The sequence below is a fragment of the Novacetimonas cocois genome, assembly GCF_003311635.1.
GTDB classification, from domain to species: domain Bacteria; phylum Pseudomonadota; class Alphaproteobacteria; order Acetobacterales; family Acetobacteraceae; genus Novacetimonas; species Novacetimonas cocois.
Window position 1 is genome coordinate 111,399 of sequence record NZ_QEXL01000005.1, and the last position, 23,395, is coordinate 134,793.

The following is a 23,395-nucleotide window of genomic DNA, read 5'->3' on the forward strand; positions in this document are numbered from 1 at the left end:
CAGGTCGATGCCTGCGCGCGGTGAATATTTCAGCAGGTGATGCCCGGCACGGGACATCATGTTTTGCAAGGCACGGGAATCAGGACTGCATGCTTTCGAACATACTGGCTGCGATGCTGCCGCTCGTCGTGGTGTTTTCCCTGGGGTATCGCGCCGGGTGGCACAAGGATTTCAATGCGGAGCAGGTCTCTACCCTCAACCGGATGGTGATGCTCTACGCCTTTCCGCTCAACCTGTTCGTCGGGATCACCAGTACGCCGCGTGCGACCCTTGCGGAACAGGTTCCGCTGGCGGCCTCCGTTTTCCTGATCATGTGCGGCAGTTTCGCGGTGGCCTATGGCCTGTCGCGATATGTGTTCAGGCGCGACGGGGCTGCATCCACCCTGCAGGGACTTGCGATCGGCGGGCCATCCGTGCCGTTCATCGGTTCGGCCATGCTGCCGCCCCTGATCGGGCACAGCAGTGCGACAGTGGTGATTTCCGCCGCCGTATTCGCCATGGTGCTGGTCCAGACGCCCATCAGCCTTATGCTGCTGGCGAAAAATGCGGATGCCTCCGCCGCGCCGCCCGTCATGAAACAGATCCTCTCCTCGCTAGAGGAGCCGATTGTCTGGGCGCCGATCGTGGCGACGGCGTTTGTCATCCTTGGCCTCCATCCGCCGCATGCGCTCCTCAACGCCATGGGGCTGCTGGGGAACACCACGGCGGGCGTGGCACTTTTCGCATCGGGCATCGTGCTGTTTTCCCAACGGGTTTCCATAACGCTTCCCGTCATCGTGACCGTGGCATCACGCAATATCGTGGTGCCCGCCCTGTCATGGCTGCTGCTGGCCGCGATCGGGCTGTCGCACGAGACGATCCGCGCCGCGATCATGGCGCTGTCCATTCCCGTCGGGACGGTGGTCGTCATCCTTGGTGTGCGTTTCAGGGTGGATGAGCGCGAGGCGGCCTCGACCCTGTTCCTCAGCGCGGTGCTGTCAGTGCTGACGATGACGTTCTTCATCGCCTGCGTCAGCTAGCGCGCCGCGCCGGGCATTCAGCCTGCAACCTCGGTCGGTCCCGTTTCGGGCCATTCGGCCGGACGACATCCCTCGGGCGCATTTTCGCGCAGGAAACGCGCGAATTCGATGAATGCAGCCTCCCTCGGGTCCGATGCGCGCCAGACAAGGCCGATCGTCCGGCTGGCGTCGGGAAGCGGCGTGGTGGTGATCAGATCCTCCCACTCCGCGCGGTGGCGCAGTGCAAGCCGGGGGATCAGGGAATATCCTTCCCCCGCGCCGATCATGTGCCACAGCATTTCCAGGCTGGCGGCAAGGCGTGGCTGCTCGCGCCGTGGGGGCATGCCGCACAGGGCAAGCGCCTGATCGCGCAGGCAGTGCCCGTCCTCAAGCAGCAGCAGGTCCGGCCCGTCAAGATCGCGCATCGCCAGCGTTTCGCGGGCCGCAAGGGGATGGCTGGCGGGAAAGGCGGCCAGGAACGGCTCTTCAAATATCGGTGCGTGGTGAAAGCCCTCGCCCCCCACCGGGAGCGCCGCGAAGACGAGGTCGAGTTCGTCATGACGCAGCATCCTGAGCATCGGCAGCGTCAGGCTGTCCGTCAGTTGCAGCTTCAGCTGTGGATAGGCATTGCGCAGCAGCGGCAGCAGGCTGGGCACGTAATAGGGGCCAAGTGTCGCGATGATTCCGATGCGCAGCATGCCCTCCAGCGGGCCGGTCTGCACGCGCGCCGCCTCGATCATTGCGCGGGCGGCGGCCAGCACGTCACGGCCCAGCGCGATCAGGCGCGCGCCCTGCGGCGTCGGGGCGACATGGCGGCGGGAACGTTCGAACAGCACGACGCCCAGCAGGGTTTCAAGCTTGCGCACCTGTTCCGACAGGCCGCCCTGACTGACGCCACAGCGATCCGCCGCGCGGGAGAAGTTGCGCAGGTCGTCCACCGCCACAACATATTCAATGTCCCGCAGGGAAAGGCCGGAAAGGGGAATGTACCTCATGGGTATAGGTATAGCGGATTTTAAGGGCGGGATTGAAAGGTTCTGCCGATCAGAGCTATCAGAACAAACTGTTTCCGCGTCATCCGTGTTCGTGGGACAACAGGCCTGTCATCAACTGACAAGCGAAAGCAAGGAGCATTTCATATGGCACGCATCAATTCGCCACTGAAGCCTTTCGAGGCTGATGCCTTCCACAACGGCAAGTTCATCAAGGTGACCGACGCCGACGTAAAGGGCAAATGGTCCGTCTTTTTCTTCTATCCGGCGGATTTCACGTTCGTCTGCCCGACGGAGCTTGAGGACCTTGCTGACAATTATGCCGCGTTCCAGAAGCTGGGCGTGGAAATCTATTCGGTTTCGACCGACAAGCATTTCACGCACAAGGCGTGGCATGATACGTCGCCGGCGATCAGCAAGATCAAGTATGTCATGATCGGCGATCCGACCGGCCATCTGGCGCGTAACTTCGACGTGCTGATCGAGGAAGCGGGCCTTGCGGACCGTGGCACGTTCCTGATCGATCCGGAAGGAAAGATCCAGTACATCGAAATCACGGCCGGCGGCGTCGGCCGCAGCGCGAGCGAACTGCTCGACAAGATCCAGGCCGCGCAGTACGTCGCGTCCCATCCGGGCGAAGTCTGCCCCGCGAAGTGGAAGGAAGGCGGCAAGACGCTGACCCCTTCGCTGGACCTCGTCGGCAAGATCTGATCGCAGGTTCGTGGTCTGGCCCTTCGGGGTCAGGCCCTCCCGCCCATCTTTTCGGAAAAAGCGGAGTATTTTCCCCATGCTGCAGGATGCCATCAAAACGCAACTCAAGGGCTATCTGGCGATGCTGGCGCACCCGATCGTGCTCGAAGCCTCGCTCGATGACAGTCCTGCATCGCGGGAGATGCATGAACTCCTGCATGATGTCGCCGCCCTTTCCGACAAGGTGGAGGTTTCCGAACATGGCGAGGCCACGCGGCGCCCGTCCTTCGTGATCCGGCGCGCGGATGCCAGAAGCGGCGTCACCTTCGCCGCCATCCCGATGGGGCATGAATTCACCTCTTTCGTGCTGGCGATGCTGCAGGTGGCGGGGCATGCCCCCAAATTTTCGGATGACGTCATCGCCCAGATACGCGCCCTGCCGGGGACCTACAATTTCGAGACCTATGTCTCGCTATCGTGCCAGAACTGTCCCGACGTGGTTCAGGCGCTGAACGCGATGAGCGTCATCAATCCCCATATCCACAACACCACGATCGATGGCGCGCTGTTTCAGGACGAGGTGACGGCCAGGAACATCATGTCCGTTCCTCAGGTTTACCTCAATGGCGAACCGTTCGAGACGGGACGCGCGGATATCGAGCAGATACTGGCGAAACTGGACGCGGACGCCCCCCGGCGCGCGGCGGAAAAGCTGAAGGACATCGCGCCGTTCGACGTGCTGATCATCGGCAGCGGGCCGGCGGGTGCGTCGGCTGCAATCTATGCCGCGCGCAAAGGGCTGCGGACCGGTATCGTGGCGGAACGGTTCGGCGGGCAGGTGATGGATACGGCGGGGATCGAGAATTTCATCTCCATTCCTGAAACGGACGGTCCCAAATTGTCCGCCGCGCTGGAGGCCCATGTCCGCACCTATGACGTGGACGTGATTTCGGCGCAGCGTGCGAAGGAACTGTTTCCCGCGGCCCAGCCGGGCGGCCTGCATGGTGTCGCGTTGGAAAGCGGGGCGATCCTGCATGCGCGGACGGTCATCCTGGCGACGGGTGCGCACTGGCGTCATCTTGGCGTCCCGGGTGAGGAGGAATACCGCAACAAGGGTGTTGCGTACTGCCCGCACTGTGACGGCCCGTTTTACAAGGGCAAGCGTGTCGCCGTGGCTGGTGGTGGCAATAGCGGCGTGGAGGCCGCGATTGACCTTGCCGGCATCGTTGCCCATGTCACGCTGCTGCAGCGTGGCTCTCACCTCAAGGCCGACAAGGTGCTGCAGGACAAGCTGCATACCCTGCCGAACGTGACGGTCCTGACCGAAGCCCTGACGACGCGGATTGAGGGGAATGGCAGGAATGTCACCGGCCTGACCTATCGCGGGGGTGACGGGGCGGATCACCATATCGACCTTGAGGGGGTCTTTGTACAGATCGGGCTGCTTCCCAATACGGACTGGCTGAAGGGGACCGTGAAGCTTAATGATTTCGGGGAAATCATAGTCAACGATCATGGGGCAACCTCGATCCCGGGCATATTCGCGGCAGGGGACGCGACGACGACGCCATACAAGCAGATCGTGATCGCGATCGGCGATGGCGCGAAGGCGGCCCTGTCCGCGTTCGATTACCTGATCCGCGTGCCGGTGCCCGACGAAAAGCGCGTGGCGGCCTGACAGTCTGTGGGCGCGTAAGGGGGACGACAGACATGCCGCGCCCCTTGCGCCAACTTTCAGCGGACGGGCGTCTTTAAAGAGGCAGGTCCAGTAATATCCCGAAATTATAAAAGTTTCTGGGTGTCGCCTTTTTTCAAAAAGGCGACGTCTTTCGAAGCTTTCTATAAAAAGCTTCACAAAAAACTTTTCATAATTTCAGTATGTTAACGAGGTTTCCTTTTTGAACCGCCTTTCAGCTTTCCCGCCGCGTTACCAGCAGCTGGTTGATGCGGAATCCCTCCACGTCGACCACTTCGAAACGGAAACGCGCCGTGTCCACCCGGTCGGCCTTGCGGGCCATGCGGCGCAGGCGGTGCATGACAAATCCGCCAATCGTATCGAACGGCCCTGTATCATCCAGTTCCCGTGCGTCCAGTTCCCGCCTGACATCCCCGATGGACGCCGCGCCATCTATCAGCCATGAATTCGCGTCGCGACGGACAATCAGCTGCTCCTCGAACGGATTGACGACACCGCCCATCAGGGCACCCATGATGTCCTTGAACGTAATCAGCCCCACCACCAGCCCGTATTCATTGACCACCAGCGCGAAACCGACCCCGTGGGTGTCGAACTGTGCCAGCGTGTCCCACAGGTTGATGGTTTCCGGCACCGACAGGACATCGCGACGTACCTGAAAGATGGGCCTGTCATCCGTGGGGATGTCCGCCGGCGTCTGCGTGGCGGGGGACGGGGCGCGATCGACGACGGCCGCCAGCACGTCCTCGGCCCGGATGGAACCGACCACGTTATCCAGCCCGCCATTGCACAGGGGATAGCGGGAATAAGGTTTGGCGCGGACCTTGTTTTTCTGGGCTTCCACGCTTTCCTGCAGGTCCAGATAGACGATTTCGTCACGCGGCGTCATGGCGGACGTGATGGAACGGTCCTGCAGGCCCAGCACGTTCTGGATCATCTGGTGTTCCTGCTCCAGAAGCACGCCCGACGCCGTGCCGGCGGCAAGGATCGCGCGCAGGTCCTCCGGCGTCACGGGTTCGACTGCCGAGGCCGCCGGGATTTTCAGGGCCCGCAGGATCGTGTCCGACATTTTCGAAAAAACCCAGACAAGGGGATAAAGCAGTTTCAGCGCCATCCCCGGAAACCAGCCCACCGCAAGCGCCACCCTGTCGGGGGCATTCATCGCAATGCGTTTGGGGATCAGGTCGGCAAACAGCACGAACATGCCGGTCACCAGGAAAAAGCCGCTGCATGCCGCCATCGTCTGGGCCGCGGCTTCGCCCACCCCCCACGTCATGAACCCGTGGGTCAGGGACGGGGCGATCATTTCCGAACTGATGATGCCACCCAGAACGCCAACGCCGTTGAGGCATATCTGAAGGACGGTCATGACCTGTCCGCTGTTGCGGCGCAGTTTCAGAAACGCCGTCGCGCGTTCGTCCCCGGATTCCGCCCGGGAGCGGAGCCGGACATCACGCGCGGCGGCGAACGATATTTCCGAAAGTGAAATAAAAATATTGAGCGCGACCAGAAGAATAAGCGCGATCAGGCCGGATACAAACAAAATCACCAGAGCACCTGTTACAAGATAGGCACCGTCATTTAGCATATAATCCAGAAAATCATGGATATATTTCCTGTACGCTTCATGCCCCCGGTATATCCGCCGCGTCTGGAAATATTGATGAAGAACCCGCCCCGCACGATGGAACTGTCCCGCCGGTCGCGGCAATGCGAACCGGCGGGACAGGCTGGTCCATCCCGTCGCGGGCTATCGCGTGGGAAGCGCGGAAAGCACCGGCCGGGTCAGGTCGTCTTCGGGTTCGGCGCCATGTGTCCGGGGCGTGGGTACGTCGCCTGCGGGCGGTGCGCCATGCAGATGGGAATATTGCAGGGGATCAATGGAAAACAGCCTGTCCTGCGCGGGCAGTTCGGCCATGCTCCACCCGCCGCCGCAGGCGCGGATCAGGCCCACCTGCGCCTGAAGGTAACGGGTCTGGACCTCCACCTGCTGGATGCGGGCCTCAAGCGTGCTGACCTGCGCGATAAGGACATCCAGATAGGCCGCAAGGCCGCCTTTGTACAGGTTCATGGTGATATCCTGCGTCTGGCTTGCGGCATCCACCGCCGCCCGTAGGCGGGCATTTTCGCCATCCAGCCGGTTCGTGCGCGACAGCCCGTCCTCCACATCGCGGAATGCGTTGAGGATGGTCATGCGGTAATGGTCCCGCGTCTCGCGATAGGCGGACCAGCTCTGCTGCAGCTGCGCCCGGCGCAATCCCCCTTCGAATACGGGAAGGGTCACGGTCGCGCCATAGGACCACATGCTGTTGGCAAGGTTGGCGAGGTTGAATCCGTTATCGTCAAACCCCCCATCCATACGGAACGACACATGGGGGTAGAACGCGGCTCGCGCGATGCCGATGGCGCGGTTGGCCTGTGCCATCTGGCGTTCCGCCATGGCGATGTCCGGCCTGCGTTCCAGAAGGTCCGAGGGCAGGGCGGGGGACAGGGCGAAACGGTTGGCGTTCAGGTGGCTGTCGGGTGACAGGTGGAATGAAGAGGGCGCTTCGTTGACCAGCACGGCAATGGCGTGCTCCATCACCTCCCGCTGGGCCTGGATATCCAGCAGGTGCGCCTGCGTGGTGTAAAGCTGGTTCTGCGCGCGCGCCACATCCAGGCGCGACGCCGCCTGATCCTGCAGGCGCGTGCGCGTGACACGCAGCGATTCCTCGTAATAGCTGATCGAACGGCTGTAGATGTCCGCCTGCGCGTCCAGTCCGCGCAGCGTGAAGTAATCGGTTGCCAGTTCGGCCTGCAGGCTCAGCCGGGCCGAGGCATATTCGGCGGCCTGTTCCTGCGCGTAATCCTTCTGCAGGCGCACGCGGTTGCGGATGGAGGACCAGAAATCCGGCTCCCACGAGGCCATTCCCCCGTAAAATTCGTCCGAATCCGTAATCGGTCCCTTGTAGCGGAACAGCCGTTCGGCCGAACTCTTGTTATTGCTGGCGCCAAAGGAAATGCCGAAATGCGGCAGCAGGTCGGATCGTGCCTCGCTCACGATCGCGCGGGCCTGCAGGAAACGTTCGGCCGCGGCCTGCAGATCCCCGTTATGGGCGGTCGCCGCCGCCTCCAGCGTATCCAGCTGCGGGTCGGCAAAGGTTTTCCACCATTCCGCGCGGATGCTGTCATCCATGGGGTGGGCCACCGCGAACGGCGCCTGCCCCTGCCATGTGGTGGGGATGACATAATGCGGCGCGTGATAGGCGGGGGCGAGGTCGCAACCCGCCAGCGACAGGGTGGAGACGGCGCACAGACCACCCATGAACAGGCAACGGCGCAGATCAGCCCTCATCATTCATCTCCCTTGTCGGAGGTGTCATCGCCATATCCGGCCACGGGCTGGACCACGTGGACCTTCTGCCCCTCCAGCAGGTCGGCGGGCGGGTTGTCGATGATCCGGTCTTCGGGCGTGATGCCGGAAAGGACCTGCGTCGCCCCATCACCCATGCGTCCCACCGTGATGTCGTGGAAATGCGCGGTATCCTGCCGGTCCACCACCGCGACCTGCATGCCGTGCTCCTGAAACACCAGCGCCCCGGTGGGGATGGTCTGGTGGCGCGACTGTTCCGGCGCGCTGAGTGTCACGGCCGCGAACGTGCCGGGCCACAGGGCATGGTCCTGGTTGTCGATGATGAACTCGCTCACGCTTGTCCTGGTGTCCGGATCGTACCCGCCCGATACGGTCAGGAAGCGGGCCTCGAACACGCGGTCGGGGAATTGCGGCACATGCACGGTCGCGTGCAGGCCGGGCTGGAGGATGTAGGACATGTTTTCGGGGATTGAGACGAACAGCCGCATCTGGTGCGTGTCGGCCACGCTGAACAGTTCGCTGGCGCCGCCATTGGCGTTGAGGTTGCCGCCGCCTTCGTGCACGTAATCGCCAACGTTGATGTCGCGTTCCGTCACGACCCCATCAAAGGGGGAGACAATGACCTTGAAACGTTCAAGCGCGGCGTAGCGGTCAAGGTTATGCCGCGCGGCCTCCAGATCGGCTGCGGCCGATTTCTCGTTCGCGTCCTGGACGGAAACCGACTGCCCCGAAACGGCCTGCGATTTTCCCATCAGGCGCCAGCGCTGGGCGGTCACCACCGCCAGGTCGTATTTTGCCTGTGATGACTGCAGGTCGGCCTGTGCCTGCGCGAACTGGGCATCGAGGCCGGGCGTATTGATTTCCGCCAGCACGTCGCCGGAGGAAACGCGCGCGCCGTAATCCTTGTACCACATGCGCACGTACCCCGACACCTGCGGATAGATGGGGGCCTGGTACCAGGCCTCGATCGTGCCGGGCAGTTCGAGGCTGACGTGACGCGCCTCGGGGCGGGAGGAGATGACCATCACGTCGGGCACGGCGGCCGCCCTTGCGTCGTTGCGCAGGGCGACGGCATGGTGGATGCGTTCGATCATCAGGTAACCACACCAGCCCGCAACAACCGCAGCGCCGGCCATCATCATGACTTTTCGGGATTTCTGAGTGGACATCAGTTCATTTCCTCCCGGCGGGGGCCGGACGGTTGTGCAGGATTGCGTAAACACAGGGCACGAACAGAAGGGTGGAGACTGTCGCCACCAGCAGGCCGCCGATGACGGCGCGGCCCAGCGGCGCATTCTGCGAATTGCTCATGGCCATGGGCACCATGCCGATCACCATGGCCAGCGCGGTCATCAGGACAGGCCGTATCCGCCCGTATCCCGCCTCCACCGCCGCGCGCAGGGCGTCACCATGTTCCTCGATCCGTTCACGGGCGAAGGACACGACAAGGATCGAATTGGCCGTCGCGGTCCCCATGCACATGATCGCGCCGGTCAGGGCCGGAACGGACAGGCGCGTATGGGTCAGGAACAGCGCCCATGCGATCCCGGCCAGCGCGCCGGGAAGGGCGGTGATGATGATGAACGGATCCAGCCACGACTGGAAATTGACCACGATCAGCAGGTAAATCAGCATGACGGACACAACCAGCCCGAAGATCAGCTCCACATAGGAGTGCTGCATGGTTTCGGTCTGGCCCCGGATGACAACCGCGGCGGTGGAGGGAACCATCGATTGTGTCTGGCGCAGGACGCGTTGCACGCCCGCCGTCACCTGCCCCAGATCCGCGCCTTCGGCCGAGACGTAGATGTCGATTTCGGGCATGGAGTTGAAGTGCGAGACCTGTCCCGGCGTGCCGGTGGCCGTGACGTTGCTGATGCCGCCCAGCAACTGCATGTGCCGCCCCTGCGGGTCGCCGTCGCCCTTGTCGACCGGAATGGTCATCAGGTTGTTGAAATGCGTCAGCTGGTCCTGCGAGACATAGACGTTGAGCGGGAAGGTAATGCCCGTCTGCGGGTCCAGCCAGTATTGCGGGTCCACCGTCTGGCTTCCCGACAGGGTCATGAGTTCGTTGTTGGCAAGGTCGGCTTCGGTCATGCCGGTCGCCTGCCCGAACGTCCGGTTGCCCTGCACGAACAGTGTCGGGGTCTTCATGGTCTGCTGGATCACGACATCGGCCGCACCGGGCACCTGACGCAGGCGGTTTACGACCTGTCGGGCGTATTCGTAATTATCCCGCAGGTCAGGCCCTGAAATCTGTACGTCGATGGGCGAGGGGGAGCCGAAATTGAGGATCTTTGCCGTCAGGTCCGCCGGCTGGAACGTGAACACCGTGCCGGGGAAACGGGCGGACAGGTCGCGCCGCAGGGTGCGGCGGTAATCCCACACCGGCGTTTCCTCATCCTTCAGGGCGATGGTGATGTCGCAATCCTGCGTGCCGATGGTGGGGGTGGGGATGAACGCCTGGTTATGCGCGCCTTCGGGCAGGCCGCAATTCTCGATCATGGTGTCCACCTTGCCGGGGAACAGCGCATGGACCCGATCTTCAACCAGCGAGGCCTCGCGCCCGGCCACTTCGATACGGGTGCCCAGCGGCGCGCGCATGTGCATCTGGATCGTGCCGGACTTCGTTTCAGGAAAGAAGTCGCGTCCGGCGATGAAATACAGCCCCGTGGAACACAGCGATACGCCAAGGAAGATCGCAACGAAGCGTCCACGGCGGCTGATGGCCCGGCGCAGGACATCGGCATAGCGTTCGCGAAAGGTGTTGAACCCCCGTTCGAAAGCCTGCTGGAAACGTTCGGGCAGCCGCTGGGGATATTGCAGCTTGTGAAACTGGGGTTCGCAGTGGTGTGAATCCCCGTGTCCCGCAACACTGTGCCCCGCCAGAAGGTACTTCGCCATGGTCGGCACCAGCGTGCGCGACAGGATGAAGGAGGCGACCATGGCGAAGATGATCGCCTCGGCCATCGGCATGAACAGCCAGCCTGCGACACCGCTCAGCCCGAAAAGGGGAAGCCACACGATGCAGATGCACGTCGTTGCGACAAAGGTCGGGATGACGATCTGATTTGCCGCGTCGATGATGGCGGGTTCGAGTTCCTTGCCCATTTCCAGATGGGCGTCGATATTCTCGATCATGACGGTGGCGTCATCGACANGCCAACCGCGAGTGCCAGGCCGCCCAGCGTCATGACATTGATCGTCTGCCCCGCCCAGTCCAGCCCGATGATCGCGCACAGGATGGCCAGCGGGATGGAGGTCGCGATGATGAGGGTCGGCCGCCACGACCCCAGGAACAGCAGGACCACCATGCCCGTCAGGAACGCGGCCGTCAGCATTTCGCGCACGACGTCGAAGATGGAATCCTTCACGAAGATGGAGGCATCGCCCAGAATGCTGATCTTCACGTCCGGGGGCAGCAGTTTCTGGATGCGGGGCAGAAGGGCCTTTGCGCCGGCCACGACATCCAGCGTCGAGGCATCGCCGCTTTTCATCACGACGATCTCCACCCCCTGCTGTCCCTTGACCAGGACCAGGTTGGTCTGGGGATGGCCGCCGCGATAGACCTCCGCCACGTCATGCACGTAGATGACGGCATTGCCGACACGCTTGACGGGGATATCGCCCAGTTCCTTCATCGAACGCGGGGTGGCGTTTGTCTGGACCATCCAGTCCGTGGCGGAAATTTTCTGGTCCCCCGCCGGCAGGACGATGTTCTGCCCGCGCAGGGCGTTCTGCACGTCCATGGCCGACAGGTGATGCGCCTGCAGCTGCTGCTGGTTCAGGGCGACCATCACGAAACTGTCCATCCCGCCATAGGCCTGCGGCACGACGGCTCCCGGCACCGTGACCAGCAGGGGCCGCACACGGATCATGGCGAGCTTGAACAGGTCCGAAGGCGTCTGCCGCGCGGACGTGACCTGCAGCGTCAGCACCGGCACGGATGAGGCATCGAGGCTCATCACCATGGGGGAGGGGATGTTTTCCGGAAGCTGCTTTATGACCGTCTGCGAAATGGCGGTGACTTCGGCCTCGGCCTTGCCGATATCCGTTCCGGGCTGGAAGTATATGTTGACGATGCCGCGCCCGTAATAGGAACTGCTTTCCATATGTTCGATGCCCTCGACGGTCGAGGTCACCATCAGTTCGTAGTTGTATATGATACGCCCGGCGAATTCTTCGGGCAGCATTCCGCCATACGTCCACACGACGGACACGACGGGAATGCGGATGTTGGGGAATACATCCGTCGGCGTGCGCAATACCGACATGATACCAAAGATCACGATAAGGATCGACAGTACCACAAAGGTATAGGGCCGACGCAGCGCGGTGACTACGATGGCATTCATGAGTATTGGCCCATGTGAAAGATAGACCTGTTTTTTACAAACTATGAATGAAGAACATATAAAATATTTTTTTAATACATGTATTTTAGTTTATTATTACTTATAATACATGAATCGTTTTTTAAGAAACTTCCGCACTCGAAAAATCGCGCAGGGGAAAAAGGCTGACGCACGAAGGATGCCGTGCGGGACGGCGATGGTCCTGCAGGCCTGTACGACAGGCGTCGCGTGATTTTTATAATGAAGTATGAAAATCCATTCTGGTTTTATTACCGCATGATAAAGTAAAGCGGCATCCCTGATTGATCATTTCCCTGACTTTTCCCAGGCCCTGACCGGGCAGGCACGAAGGGGGATGGCGTTCGACATGCGCGGGGATGATGATGCGATGAAGGATCCCCGCATGACGGCACGCGTTCCATCCCGCGCGCCACGGGTCATGTTCCTGCCCTCGTGTCTTGAATGTTCACAGGGCCCTGCGGCATGATGGCATCCGACCAAGAGGAGAATGCATGAAGCCCGACGCCACCGACAGTCAGCCAAAGCCCGGCCTGCGTGAACGCAAGCAGGAGCGCATCCGCGCCACGCTGATTGCCGAAGCCATGCGTCTGTTTTCCGCGCAGGGATACGATCAGACGACGGTGGATGAAATCGCCGATGCGGCGGACATATCGCGCCGGACGCTGTTTCGCATGTTCGAGACGAAGGGCGATATCGTTCTGGCATGGACAAAGGGCATGACCCGGAGCCTGAGCGACGCCCTTGCGTCATGCCCGGCGGACATGAATCCCGCCGATGCGATGATGCATGCCTTTACCTCCCTCGTGCCACGGATCGCGAAAAACCGTCAGGATACCTATGCTTTTGTCTTCCTGATCGAAAAGACGCCATCCCTCCAGACGGTAAGCCTCCAGAAATACGGAAAGTGGGAGGACTGCCTGGCCGAAGGGCTGGCAAAACGTATTGCTGATCGGAAAAACCGCAGGAATGCCGCCCGCCTGATGGCACGCAGCGGTATCGCCATCTTCCGCACCGCGCTGGATGAGTGGATACGCCTCAAGGGGCGTCCGGCGCTGGTGCCCCTTCTGGAAAAAACCTATGACCTGCAATCATCGCTCTGGCCACGCCATGTGGAGGCCGCGCCCATCGTAACGCCGTGACGGATTTATTCTGATGGCGTGGGATGTCAGCCCGTTCTGCAACGGCTGCCTGATCTTTCCGGCGTTGCGTTCATGATCGCGCGGCTTCGGGCTTCATGCGGATACCCTGTTTCCATGGCAGGCATGATCGTAAATATTCAGAACCGTTTCGACCGCGGTGATGGCAATGATGCGTGGGTTGCGCGGAATGCTGCCGGTACGGATGTCTTCGTAAAGGCCGGGCAGGAACTGGCTGATCAACGGGTCCGGCAGGCCCGTTTCCCCCAGATCGTCAAACAGCGACTGAACGGCGGCCTGCGCCTGTGGAAGCGCCCAGTAATACCTGATGCGGTCGCTGTAGGAATAATGCCGCATCCATTCGATCTGCCGCGCATTCCCGGCATAATGCCCCTGCCAGAAGACTGGGTTGTCGCGCATCAGCCGTTCCATGGTGTTCCGCAGGCTGGTGCGTTCCGGCCGCAGGACGGCGCGGATATCGTCCAGCGCGTATAATGCCTCACGCAGGGCGAATGTCAGGCCCGGGCCGACCTTCAGGATGGCAAATCCATCCTCCACCAGCGCCCTCAGCGCCGAAAGGGGCTGGTAATCCGTGGAATGGGCCTCAAAAACCCGGCCGGGCATGCACGACAGCGTATCGATCAGGTCCCGTGCGCGTTCGCGGCGGTAGAAGGCCACGTCCTCGACGCCGAATTCCACGCCCGGCTGTACCACCAAGGCGATGACGCGTTCCCAGACGTCCTGACCCAGCGTGGTGGTGAATATCTCCTCATGGATGTGCAGCGTCTGCAGCGCAGCAGTGGGAGAGGTCGGGCACAGATGGTCAAGGGAGTCCGCAACCCCGCCGGGGACCGGAACCTCCGTCCCGATGATATAGGCCGCCTGACCGGGGCGTGCGGCCTCGGCCCGGGCTGCCAGCGTACAGGCGCGCCGGGCCACCACGGCATCGGGCAGGGCCGCCGCCTCGCCCCGGCATCCCATGCTTGCATCCAGATGCAGCTTGACGAACCCGGCCTCCGCATAGGCCGCGATCATGGCCTGCGCGCGGTCCATCGCCTCCTCCGCAGGCAGGGATTTCCACGGGTTTGGTCCCAGGTGATCGCCCCCCAGCAGGATCCGATCACGGGGGCAGTCAACGCGCCGGGCGATATCGTGAACCATGTCCCGAAAGGCGGCCGGGGTCATGCCGGTATAGCCGCCCTCCTGATTCACCTGATTGCAGGTGGCCTCGATCAGGACCGGATGACGGGTCCGCGCCGCGCGCGACAGCGCGGCCTCCAGCACCAGTGGGTGGGCCGAACAGACCGAGGTTATTCCCCGGCGACGGCGGGCCGGGACCGTCTGGTCATGGATCTGACGTGCCAGCATGAGGAGCGGCGTCGCGGCTGTGGTCATGGGGGCTGTCCTGATTGGGGATGGCGGGAAGGTGGGGTCCGTCGGGCAATCCTGACCACTTTTGTCAGGTGGCGCGGCGCAAGCGTATCCAGACCGCGCATCCGTGCCACGTATTCCCCCAGAAGTTGCAGGACCGGAAGGCAGATCAGCGCGCGCACGGCGGCAGGCGATGCGATCGGCAGTTCCACCGTCCCCGGACCGCCCAGGCCCAGAACGCGCGCGCCCTTGTCCATCAGTTCCCTGGCAAGCAGCGCCTCTTCTTCTGCCGTGTCAGGGTGATAGAGGAAGATGACCAGCGATTTTTCGTCGATAAGGCTGATTGGGCCATGGCGGTATTCAAGGGGATGATGGGCTTCGGTCTGGCTGAGGCTCATTTCCTGAAGCTTCAGCGCCCCTTCGCGCGCGACGCCATACAGAGCCCCGCTGCCAAGGAATACGAAATGCGACCGACCGGAAATCAGTTCGTCAAGGTGCGGGTCCGCCGCGTCCAGAAGGTTCCGGGCCGTCCGCGTAGTTGTCGCATCGACCTCCACCCCGGCGTAACGCAGGCCCATCAGCAGCATCAGGCTGGCTGATGCCGTCATCACGATCCCTTCCTCCGGATGGGTTTCGGCCACCATGACCCTGTCGCCCTGCGCGCACAGCGCGCTGCCCGGCGCGCAGGTAAAGGCCGTGACCTGCAGCCCGGCGGCCCGGCTGGCCTTTGCCGCGGCGACGGTTTCGGTGGATTCCCCACTGCGTGAAAGCGCCAGCACATGGGCCGCGATGCGCAGCGGGATATAGGAACCACGGCGACAGGTCCATTCGTTGCCCGGCACGGCGCGTGCCATGACGCCATGCTCATTCAGGGTCGTTGCGATGGAATCCGCGATATGGACGGACGTGCCGCATCCCACGACGGCATGGACCGCATCCACGCGGGGAGGGACCTGTTCGTTAATGACCTGGTCCCAGAGTGGAAACTGCTCGCGGATGCCGCGTTCCGTTGCATTCATGACGGATCCTTTGTCTGACAGGGGTGTCTTGAAACATTATCGTGGGGGAAGGGGCGACTCACAGCTTCATTTCCTTCAGGGCGGAAGCCATATGGTCAATCCATTGCGCATCCGTCGCCCATCCCGCCTGCCGCGCCGCACGCAATATTCCCCCGCCGATGGGGGGCAGGCGGGGGGGCTGCGGCTGTCCGCACAGGCGCGTCATGGCCTGACGCAGATACAGGTTGTTGAATGTCCCGCCGGTATGGCTCCACGGCAGTCCGGGGCGCGACAGCCCCCTGCGCGCCACGGTGACATGGCGGGCCAGATGACGCGCCGCGCGATCAAGGATGTGACGCGCCTGTTCATTGCCGTCCATTGCCATTTCACAGACGCCATGCGCCAGCGCGGCAACGGCGGAGCGTTCATGGGACAGCCCGCCATACCATTCGAGCAGCGCCGCACCGGCAGAAGCGGGAGAGGTCGGCAGGTTCATGAACCGGCACATGGGCGCGATGAACGGGTGCGCGTTCCCGTCGCGTCCGTCAAGCGCCTGCGTCAGAAGGGAAAGGGCCTCGCGCCCGATCCAGAACGCGCTTCCTTCATCCCCGAACAGGGGCCCCCAGCCGCCCACGCGCAGGTTCCGCCCGGTTTCATCCGTTGCCCATGCCATCGATCCCGTCCCCGACAGGATCAGGACGCCCGGCGCGCCGGCAAATGCCCCGGCGCAGGCCATTTCCACGTCATTGCGGACAATGCAGCGATCCGCCGCAGGTCCCAGGATTTCATGCACCGCGGCATCCTGCCGGGCCGTGATCGTGACGCTTTCGCCATATCCCGCCAGCCCGAACGCCGCCCCGGCGACATGGGGGGGGATATCGGCCAGAAGTTCGGCAAGAACCTCCCGCCATCGTGGCTGATCGAACGGATTGGAGCCCGCTCCCCGGCGCGCGGATACGATATTGGCGTTGCGGTCCACCACAAGAAGCAGGGTTTTGGTCCCCCCGCTGTCCAGCGCCAGAATGCAGGGGGAGGCACCTGTCATATGCATCAGCCCTTTCACGATCCGTTACCGCCCGCGAAGCTGGAAATGGCAATAAGCCGTGGTCAAGATCGTAGAAATCCCCATTGTCCATCCAGCAGGGCAGGGCCGAAAGGATGGAAGCCGGTTGCATGTGACGGAAACGCTCGTCCAATGGACGCGCCATGTTCCTGTGCGTCATGTTTTGCGTTTCAGTCATTCATGTCAAGTCAAATATGTGATTGGTTTTGATCTTTTATGAAGGGAACCAAATGGGTTCCGGCACGGGCAGGAAAAATCGGAAAAATATCGAAATCCCCTAGATATTCAGGAATATTCTCCTGCTGCCCCTGTCCGGGTAAACAGGCGGGGAGGTCGGCTTTTTTCCGATCCGCCTGCGGATGGATTTGTGCCTGAATGGCGTATTCAATCAAAAAAAAGATTGCATTGGATTGTTCCGATATAGGATTGATCTGGAACCGCCTCAATTCACGCAGATCGGAATCAAGGGACCGAGTATGACAGATATCTCCGGCCACCGTGCGGCCTTCGCCCTGACGCTGGGGCTGCTGCCCGCGTTGCCTCATGCCGCCTGGGCATCTTCCGCAACCGTCGAACTTCCGCTGCTGCCCCGTCCCGCGATCATGTCGACACAGCCGGGATTTTTTTTCATGCCCGCGTCCCTTGATGTCGTTGTCGACGGCGTGGATGCCCTCACGGCCACGCGCCTGTGCGATACGATGCGCGCGCCGCACGGGCCGGTCCTGATGATGCGTGACAGTGGCGCGGCACCCGCGCGCGCCGCGATCAGGATGCGGCTGCTTGCCTCGGCGGCCTCGGCGCCTGCGGAAGGGTATGAACTTGCAATCGGGCATGACGGCATCGTGGTGACCGCCCACGACCAGGCCGGCCTTTTCTACGGCGCGGTCAGCGTGTCGCAGCTTCTGGGCGCGGGACGGGCGCGGTTGCCGGGGATGCATGTGCGTGACTGGCCGCGCCTGCAATGGCGTGGGGTCATGCTTGATTCATCACGACATTTCCAGACGCCTGCGGAAGTACGTTCGCTGATTGACGCCATGGCGGAACTGAAACTCAATGTCCTGCACTGGCATCTGACGGACGATCAGGGATGGCGGCTGGAAATCCGGCGCTATCCCGAACTGACGCGGGTGGGGGCATGGCGGCGCGCCCCGGATTCCGGGCCGAATGGCGATGGCGCGTCCTATGGCGGGTTCTATACCCAGGCGGAGATACGCGACATCGTGGCCTACGCCGCCGCGCGACAGATAACGATTGTGCCCGAACTGGATATGCCCGGTCATGCGCAGGCCGCCATCGCCGCGTATCCGAAGGTCGGTTCGGGCGGGACGCCGACGCGGGTTTCAAGCACGATGGGCGTGCATCCCTATCTTTACAATGTGAATGAAGAGACCTTTGCCTTCATCGATCACATCCTTGACGAAGTGATGGAACTGTTTCCCTCCCGCTTCATCCATATCGGTGGCGACGAGGCCGTCAAAACCCAGTGGCAGCATTCCCCTGCGGTGCAGGCGCGCATGCGTGAACTGGGCATTCATGATGAAGAGGCATTGCAGAGCTGGTTCATCGAACGTCTGGGGAAGTACCTGTCGGCCCATGGGCGACGCCTGATCGGATGGGATGAAATCCTCAAGGGCGGGCTGCCGGCTTCGGCGTCCGTCATGTCGTGGCATGGAACGGCTGGGGCCGTCACGGCGGCGCAGGCAGGTCATGACGCGGTCATGGCACCTTCGGACAGGCTGTATTTCGATTACATGCAGACCGATCGCGATGACGAACCGACGGGGGGACGCTATCCGGTGGAATCCCTTTCGACCGTTTATCATTTTGATCCGCTTCCCCCCGGCATGCCGCCATCCGTGCAGCAGCACATCCTGGGTGTAGAGGGCGGGATATGGACGGAATACCTGACCTCTGGCAGGGCCACGATGCTGGCGGCATTTCCACGTCTGGACGCCATGGCGGAAACCGCATGGACCCCGCATGAGCGGCAGGACTGGGACAGCTTTCGCATCCGCCTGAAGGACGAGGTGACGCGACAGCTTTCCCGTGGCGTGCCGGTGGATCAGGCAGCCTATGCCGTAAGCATTTCCGCCATTCCCGATCAGGCCGGCCATTACGAGGTGACGCTGTCAAACCAGATCGCGCAGGGAACGCTGCATTATACGCTCGATGGGCGGGAGCCCGATGCGCAGGCCCCGGCCTATGTCCATCCCCTGACGGTCGGCGCGGGTACGAAGGTCCGCGCCGCCGCCTTTGACGCAGGTGGCCTGCGGCTTGCCCCGTCTTCCACCCGCGTCATCAGCGTCGGGGGGATCGCCACGCGCAGTGGCACGCAGCTTGCGGCGTGCGAGGGGGGGCGGCTGTCCCTGCGGATCCCCGCGACGCCGGATGCGACGGCCACCGCGCCATATCTGACGATCGACCGGACGCGCGACTGCGTCATGTATGGCGCGCCCCCGCCACAGGGCGCCAGCACCCTTGCGATCAGGGTGGTGCCTGTCACGCATTTCTTCAACACGCCACTGGATGACGGGCCGCGCGTGCCTGTGATGAAGCTGGACGCGCCGCGACATGCAATAAGTGTGTGGCCGGACCGATGCACGGGAAAACCCGTAGCGACCACCCGCCTTCCGCGTCATCCCAGGCCGGGCGTTCCCCTGGACATATCGCTGCCGGTTACGGCACAGGGCGCGCATGACCTGTGCATCGCGGTCCCTGATGAAAAGGAGCCGCTATATTATGCGTTCCAGACATTGTCACTGACAGGACAGAAAAATACGGAACATAATAAATAGATCCGGGTTTTCATGAGGTTGTCCGGAGTCTCTTTAGGGACGACATTCACCCGGCGGCTGGATTGCGGTTCACGGGGCGGGCACGGCATTGACCCTGCCTGCCCCAGTGTCTAGTTTTTCGCCGTCCCGCGTTACTGTCGTGCCGTCCGCGAGAGTGCCGGACAGGGGGCTTTTCTGTTTTGGGAGAATCAATGTGGCGCCCGATCGTCTGACGCAAATCCGCCGCTATCTTTACCTGAACGGCGCGACAGGTGTTCATGAACTGGCGGAAAAGGTGGATGCGTCGCTGGCGACGATCCGGCGCGACCTGCAGCGGCTGGAAGAGCAGGGCATCATCATCCGGACGCATGGCGGCGCGACGATCGCTGATTCCGTGGGGCTGGAAATCGCGTTCGAAGCCCGCGAAAACCAGAATCTGGAGGATAAGCGCGCCATCGCGGATGCCGCCTTTGCCATGCTGCGTCCCAATACGGCGGTCTTTCTGGATGCCGGGACCACGGTTTTGCAACTGGCGCGGCGGCTGCGGCTGGACCCCATGCCGCTGACGGTGTTTTCCAACAATATCTGCGTGGCGGAAGCCCTGATGGGCATCGACTGCATCCAGATCATCCTGCTGGGCGGTCGCGTGCGGCAGAGTAACCGCAGCGTTGTCGGCGCGCTGTCGGAACAGGTGATCGAAGGCCTGTGGTTCGATCAGCTGTATCTGGGGGCCAGCGCGGTGCAGCCGGACAACACCATCGCAACGCCGGACAGCGATGAGGCCAGCCTGAATGCCGCGATGCTCAAACATGCAAGCGAACGCTATCTTCTGGTCGATAGCGGCAAATTCGGCCGTCACTCCACCTATCGCGTGGGGCGCCTTGACCAGATCACGCAGATCTTTACCGACGCCAACCTGGGTGAGGAATGGGTTGCCCGCATGCAGCAGCTCAACATTCCCCTGACGCAGCCCGAGGCCCTGATCGAAGACGCGGTCTGATCCGGACCGCGCCTGTCGTCATATTTATCCCCCATCTGTCTGGCGCAGCGTGAAAGACGGTTTCAAAAGCCTGTCTTCGAAACGTGCCGCATGTCATGGCGGGGGCTGTGCAGCTCCTTGAAAAAGACTTTCGTGAACGCCGCCCTTTCAAAAGGCGGCGCAGGATGGACGAAAGTCATTCTTCACTGGCAAGTGCGGCATCAAAGCGCGCCCAGCTGTCGCCAAGTTCGACCACGGTTTTCGTTCGGCGTGCCTGTTCGATCATGAAAATCAGCAGGCCGGCCTCCAGCGCGTCGATGGCGGATACCGGCAGGGGGCGACCCTTCGTGACGTGATCGTACACATCGGCCGCCATCTGTTCATCCGCGCCATAATGTACCGACAGGGCGGTACTGCGGGGGAATTCCCGGTCGATGACGCATTCGCTGGTGCGGGCATCATGCATCCTGAGGAAGCCGCGAATGAAGTCGCCTTCCGCCATTCCTTTCGCCCCGATGATGCAGAAACGACGGAACTGGTCCGCGACGTTGCTGTTGGCATGAAAGGCAAGGGATGCGCCATTGGCGTATTCGATCAGCGCGGTCTGGCTGTCGACGATGTCGGCATCGCTGTCGAAAACCCTGTCCGTGCCCATCCAGCCGCTTGGCTTGCGGAAATAGACCTCGGTGTCATTGGCGCCCCAGTTCGTCGGCATGTTTTCGGGGGTAAAGCTGCGACGGCCGCCGAAACTTGCAACCCGCATGGGACGGGCGCCCACGATGCTGTTGTAAAGGTCAAGGTCATGACAGCATTTTTCCATAAGGAAGCCGCCAGAATATTTGTCGTAACGACGCCAGTCCCGCATGAAGAACGCCCCATGGAATGGCGCGATATGTTCCGCGGCCTCGATGGAGGCGATGTTGCCCAGGATCCCTTCGGCCTGTGCGCGACGCAGTTCGGTATAGAGCGGGGCATAACGCATCACCAGGCCGACCATCAGCTGGTCCGCAGGAAAGCGTGACAGGAGGCGCGCCAGTTCGAGCGTCTGCTCCAGATCCGTGACAACCGGCTTTTCACTGAAAATCTTCACGCCATGTTCAAGGCCAAGGCGGATATGTTCAAGATGGCAGAAATTCGGGGACCCGACCATCAGGAGGTCGAGTTTCTCCGTCTCCAGCATGTCCTCCAGCGTGGAGAAATGTCGTCCTGCCCCGATGTCCCGTTCCTGCATGGACGGCAGTCCGGCAGGGTCGGGATCGACATATCCCACGATCTGGAAATCCGGACGGACCTGCGTGAAGACATGGGCCAGATAGCCCAGCCGGTAGCCAAGCCCAACGATGCCAACTTTCATTCTTTTCAATGCTCCATCTTACAGGACAGGGGTTTGCGTTACGGGATTTCCGGACTGCCTTTCCCTTGTGGCGGGCACGTCCCGGCGCGCCGCCCACAGGGCATAGGAAAGGATGAACAGGTAGGAAGGTATGAGAATGCCGCCAAAGGCGACCGTGAAACCGTAGGTCGTGGCCAGCCAGACAAACAGTTTGGGTAGGACCGCGCCGCCGCTGACGGCCATGACGGTAATGGCGGTGCCATGCAGGGTGCGACGTCCCAGCCCCTCGATGGCGACGGGATAGAGGGAAGGCCACATCATGGCGTCGGAAAAGCCCAGCGCCGCCATGCACAGTACCGACGTCATGCCCGTTGTCAGGACGGCGCCCCCCGACAGGATCACCCCGACCGCCGCGGCAAACGCCAGATAGGACAGCTGTGACATGACGCGGGGGATCATGATCAGGCCACATACATAGCCCACGATCATCATGCAGAAGGTCAGGGACGTAAAAAACTTGGTATTGTCGATATCAAGGCCCAGATGATCGCCATAGGTGCCGATGGCGTCCCCCGCGATGGCCTCCACCCCCACATAAAGGAACAGGCACGCCGCCCCCAGCCACAGCTGTGGGCGCCACCTGCGTTGCAGGTCCGTCGCCGGACGGGACGTGGCCTGCGGTTCGGCCACATGGAAATGCAGCGGTGGCAGGGAAATGAAGCGGATGGATAATGCCGTTATCGCAAGGCCGACCGCCAGAACAAGGTAGGGAACGACGATCTGGTGGGCAAAATGGCTTATCAGCACGGCCCTTTGTCCCGGATCCGTGGTAACGGCAAGGGCGCGGGTCGTACTGCCGAGCGCCCGTAATGTCGTTTTCCCGAAAATGACGGGCGCGATGATACCGGCCGCCTTGTTGCACAGCCCCATGATTGCGATGCGCCGCGCGGCCGTGTGGAATGGCCCCATGCCCGTGACATACGGGTTGATGGTGATGCCCAGCAGGGTCACGCTACAGCCGGTCAGGAACAGTGCGGCCAGTCCCCCCGGATAGAACCGCGCGGCGGAACAGGCCGCAAAGCCCACGCATCCCCCCGCCATTCCCAGCAGCGCCAGCATCATGCCGGATTTCGCGCCGACCCGCCCCGTCACCCATGCGCAGGGGAAAGCCCCCAGCAGGTGGGCGGAATAAAAAACGGTTGGGATAAGAAAGGTACTGTTGTCATCAAGGGAAAATGAAAGTCTGGAAAATGCGATCAGCGGACCGTTGAGCCATGTCATGACCCCGATGATGAAAAACAGGAATCCCATCAGGGTCACCAGACGGGAAGGGGCCGATACAGGGCGATGCTGCGCCGTCAGTGACATGGGCGATGGTCTGGATGGTGCGAAAGTCATGCATGAACTTCCCTGCGGCATTCCCACGACGTCATCATGGGCCGCGCATATTGTCACATGCAAGCATGAAAATGATCGGTTTCGTCATATTGTCGACATGATCTGCCTCCAGGGCGGAACGATGTGGTTATTTCATTGATATCGTGACGCATGGATTTTTCCGGATTTTGCGATGCGTCTGATTCGATCATAAAAATGATCGAATCCCGTTACGTATTGGCACCATGCACGCGGCAGCA

General features: G+C 61.9%; 16 protein-coding genes and 1 pseudogene. 6 read left to right on the plus strand and 11 right to left on the minus strand.

What is annotated here, in order from left to right; genetic code table 11:
• Positions 1 to 89: 89 nt before the first annotated feature.
• Entirely contained in the window at positions 90 to 1,019 is a 930-nt protein-coding gene (locus NJLHNGOC_RS05110; RefSeq protein ID WP_113595408.1) for an AEC family transporter, read from the plus strand.
• A gap of 17 nt (positions 1,020 to 1,036) precedes the next feature.
• On the opposite strand, the gene NJLHNGOC_RS05115 is transcribed toward NJLHNGOC_RS05110, so the two are convergent.
• Positions 1,037 to 1,993, minus strand: a complete 957-nt coding sequence (locus NJLHNGOC_RS05115; protein WP_113595409.1) for a hydrogen peroxide-inducible genes activator — start codon at positions 1,991 to 1,993, stop codon at positions 1,037 to 1,039.
• Positions 1,994 to 2,137: 144 nt separating this feature from the next.
• Here NJLHNGOC_RS05115 and ahpC point away from each other — a divergent pair, with 144 nt between their 5' ends.
• Together ahpC and ahpF are read left to right on the plus strand one after the other, a co-directional pair.
• Positions 2,138 to 2,701, plus strand: coding sequence for an alkyl hydroperoxide reductase subunit C (gene ahpC, locus NJLHNGOC_RS05120; protein ID WP_113595410.1), 564 nt, complete (start codon positions 2,138 to 2,140; stop codon positions 2,699 to 2,701).
• Between the two features lie 76 nt (positions 2,702 to 2,777).
• Positions 2,778 to 4,358 carry an alkyl hydroperoxide reductase subunit F gene (gene ahpF / locus NJLHNGOC_RS05125; protein WP_113595411.1) on the plus strand — a complete coding sequence of 527 codons (1,581 nt, stop codon included), beginning with the start codon at positions 2,778 to 2,780 and terminating at the stop codon, positions 4,356 to 4,358.
• A 232-nt stretch (positions 4,359 to 4,590) separates the two neighbouring features.
• On the opposite strand, the gene NJLHNGOC_RS05130 is transcribed toward ahpF, so the two are convergent.
• From NJLHNGOC_RS05130 to NJLHNGOC_RS05145, 4 genes and pseudogenes are all read right to left on the minus strand, one after another.
• On the minus strand, positions 4,591 to 5,925 hold the full coding sequence (locus NJLHNGOC_RS05130; protein ID WP_206059716.1) for a hemolysin family protein: 1,335 nt from the start codon (positions 5,923 to 5,925) through the stop codon (positions 4,591 to 4,593).
• A 201-nt stretch (positions 5,926 to 6,126) separates the two neighbouring features.
• A complete protein-coding gene (locus NJLHNGOC_RS05135) occupies positions 6,127 to 7,710 on the minus strand; it encodes an efflux transporter outer membrane subunit (protein WP_408890586.1) in 1,584 nt (527 codons plus the stop codon).
• The gene (locus NJLHNGOC_RS05140; protein ID WP_113595414.1) at positions 7,710 to 8,897 is read right to left on the minus strand and encodes an efflux RND transporter periplasmic adaptor subunit; all 1,188 of its coding nucleotides are present in this window, start codon (positions 8,895 to 8,897) and stop codon (positions 7,710 to 7,712) included. The genes NJLHNGOC_RS05135 and NJLHNGOC_RS05140 overlap by 1 nt, the downstream gene beginning before the upstream one ends.
• A 4-nt stretch (positions 8,898 to 8,901) precedes the next feature.
• Positions 8,902 to 12,083 (minus strand): annotated as a pseudogene (locus NJLHNGOC_RS05145) (efflux RND transporter permease subunit).
• 512 nt (positions 12,084 to 12,595) lie between these two features.
• Between NJLHNGOC_RS05145 and NJLHNGOC_RS05150 the strand changes: the two are divergent.
• A complete protein-coding gene (locus NJLHNGOC_RS05150; RefSeq protein ID WP_113595415.1) occupies positions 12,596 to 13,243 on the plus strand; it encodes a TetR/AcrR family transcriptional regulator in 648 nt (215 codons plus the stop codon).
• A 93-nt stretch (positions 13,244 to 13,336) separates the two neighbouring features.
• On the opposite strand, the gene NJLHNGOC_RS05155 is transcribed toward NJLHNGOC_RS05150, so the two are convergent.
• The 4 genes from NJLHNGOC_RS05155 to NJLHNGOC_RS15860 form a co-directional block, all read right to left on the minus strand.
• A complete protein-coding gene (locus tag NJLHNGOC_RS05155) occupies positions 13,337 to 14,635 on the minus strand; it encodes a class II D-tagatose-bisphosphate aldolase, non-catalytic subunit (protein WP_113595416.1) in 1,299 nt (432 codons plus the stop codon).
• Positions 14,632 to 15,630, minus strand: a complete 999-nt coding sequence (locus NJLHNGOC_RS05160; protein WP_113595417.1) for an SIS domain-containing protein — start codon at positions 15,628 to 15,630, stop codon at positions 14,632 to 14,634. The genes NJLHNGOC_RS05155 and NJLHNGOC_RS05160 overlap by 4 nt, the downstream gene beginning before the upstream one ends.
• A gap of 58 nt (positions 15,631 to 15,688) precedes the next feature.
• Complete coding sequence (locus NJLHNGOC_RS05165) at positions 15,689 to 16,660, minus strand: N-acetylglucosamine kinase (RefSeq protein ID WP_113595418.1); 972 nt, start codon at positions 16,658 to 16,660, stop codon at positions 15,689 to 15,691.
• A gap of 200 nt (positions 16,661 to 16,860) precedes the next feature.
• Positions 16,861 to 17,169 (minus strand): hypothetical protein, encoded by a 309-nt coding sequence (locus NJLHNGOC_RS15860; RefSeq protein ID WP_165837846.1) that lies wholly within the window; start codon positions 17,167 to 17,169, stop codon positions 16,861 to 16,863.
• Between NJLHNGOC_RS15860 and NJLHNGOC_RS05170 the strand changes: the two genes are divergently transcribed.
• Entirely contained in the window at positions 17,149 to 19,467 is a 2,319-nt protein-coding gene (locus tag NJLHNGOC_RS05170) for a beta-N-acetylhexosaminidase (protein WP_165837847.1), read from the plus strand. The genes NJLHNGOC_RS15860 and NJLHNGOC_RS05170 overlap by 21 nt on opposite strands.
• 193 nt (positions 19,468 to 19,660) lie before the next feature.
• On the plus strand, positions 19,661 to 20,446 hold the full coding sequence (locus NJLHNGOC_RS05175) for a DeoR/GlpR family DNA-binding transcription regulator (protein ID WP_239021351.1): 786 nt from the start codon (positions 19,661 to 19,663) through the stop codon (positions 20,444 to 20,446).
• Between the two features lie 175 nt (positions 20,447 to 20,621).
• Here NJLHNGOC_RS05175 and NJLHNGOC_RS05180 read toward each other — a convergent pair whose 3' ends face one another.
• Complete coding sequence (locus NJLHNGOC_RS05180; protein ID WP_113595421.1) at positions 20,622 to 21,779, minus strand: Gfo/Idh/MocA family protein; 1,158 nt, start codon at positions 21,777 to 21,779, stop codon at positions 20,622 to 20,624.
• 18 nt (positions 21,780 to 21,797) lie between these two features.
• Positions 21,798 to 23,156 carry a glucose/galactose MFS transporter gene (gene gluP, locus NJLHNGOC_RS05185; RefSeq protein ID WP_165837848.1) on the minus strand — a complete coding sequence of 453 codons (1,359 nt, stop codon included), beginning with the start codon at positions 23,154 to 23,156 and terminating at the stop codon, positions 21,798 to 21,800.
• Positions 23,157 to 23,395: the final 239 nt, after the last annotated feature.